Genomic DNA, 1315 nt, shown 5'->3' on the forward strand with positions numbered 1-1315 from the left:
CCGCAGGCCATCAGCGGGGTCAAGGTGCTGTTCGCCCTGTGCCTTATCCTGCTGCCCGCGGTGGTGACGCACGCGCTGGCGCGTCGCTGGAAGCGGGAGGGACTGTGGCTGCGCTATATCACGGCCGCATGGTGGACGGACTGGGTCACGTTGCTTGTGGGGCTGGTGGTGGCGCTGCTCATGGCGCTGGCTTCCCCCCGTCTGCTGGAATCGCCCACGGGTGAACTGATCCTGAATGGCGCTGAGTTCACCTACAGCCTGTGGCTGACATGGTATGTGGCGCGCGTGGGCCTGCTGCTGCGGCGGGGTCAGGCCGTGGTGCTGGTGCTGGCCATTATCGGCAGCCTTGGCCTGCTGGCCGCCGTCACGGCGCTGTTCTCACCCGATCAGCGGGCATGGCATGAATTCCTGTACCCGCTGCTCATGCAGCAGGGTAGCGCCGCCCACTGAGTCCAGCCCGGCAGGATGGAAGCGGGGAAGGGTAAATGTTTCCGGGGGCCGCCCCTTAACGGGTAAAGGGGTTATCCTCGTACCCCACTTCCGTCAGGCACAGCCCGTCCGGTGGCGCGGTGGGGCCAGCGGCCCGGCGGTCACGCGCGGCCAGGGCCTGTTCGACACGTTCCGGTTCCCACCGGCCTTCTCCCACCAGCTTCAGCGTGCCCGTCATGTTGCGGACCTGATGGTGCAGGAAGGAGCGGGCGCGGGTTTCAATCACGACATATTCGCCCTCACGCCGTACATCGAGCCGGTCGATCGTGCGCACGGGGCTGCGGGCCTGACAGGCCGTGGCGCGGAAGGACGTGAAATCATGCCGTCCCGTCAGCGACAGGGCGGCCTGCCGCATCAGGCTCACATCCAGCGGTGATTTGACATGCCAGACGCGCCCTTCATCCAGCGCGGGGCGCGCCGCGCGGTTGAGAATGCGGTAGCGATAGGCGCGCGCGTTGGCGGAAAAGCGGGCATTCCAGTGCGGCAGGACCGGGCGCGCCATGATGATGACCACCGGGTGCGGCTTCATGTAGAAATTCAGGCCATCGCGCACCGTCGCGCTGGACAGCGTGACATCGGCGGGAAAGTCCAGATGCGCGACCTGTCCGCTGGCGTGCACCCCCGCATCGGTTCGCCCGGCGGTGATGCTGGGCACCCTGCGCCCCGCTGTCAGCTTGCACGCGGCCCCTTCCAGCAGGCCCTGTATGGATATGAGATCGTCCACCGGTTGACGCTGCCAGCCGATGAAGTCCCGGCCATCATATTCCAGCAGCACGGCCCACCGGCAGACGGAAGGCGGCGCGGCGTCACCCGGCCGGGGGGCGGG

General features: G+C 67.5%; 2 protein-coding genes. One reads left to right on the plus strand and one right to left on the minus strand.

Annotated features, from left to right (window positions below):
- Window positions 1-450: hypothetical protein (locus JCM25156_RS16825; RefSeq protein WP_025814049.1), on the plus strand; the 450-nt coding region annotated here is incomplete at its 5' end.
- 55 nt (window positions 451-505) lie between these two features.
- On the opposite strand, the gene truA is transcribed toward JCM25156_RS16825, so the two are convergent.
- Window positions 506-1315: tRNA pseudouridine(38-40) synthase TruA (gene truA / locus JCM25156_RS16830; protein ID WP_025814051.1), on the minus strand; the 810-nt coding region annotated here is incomplete at its 5' end.

It is taken from the genome of Komagataeibacter kakiaceti JCM 25156, from assembly GCF_000613305.1.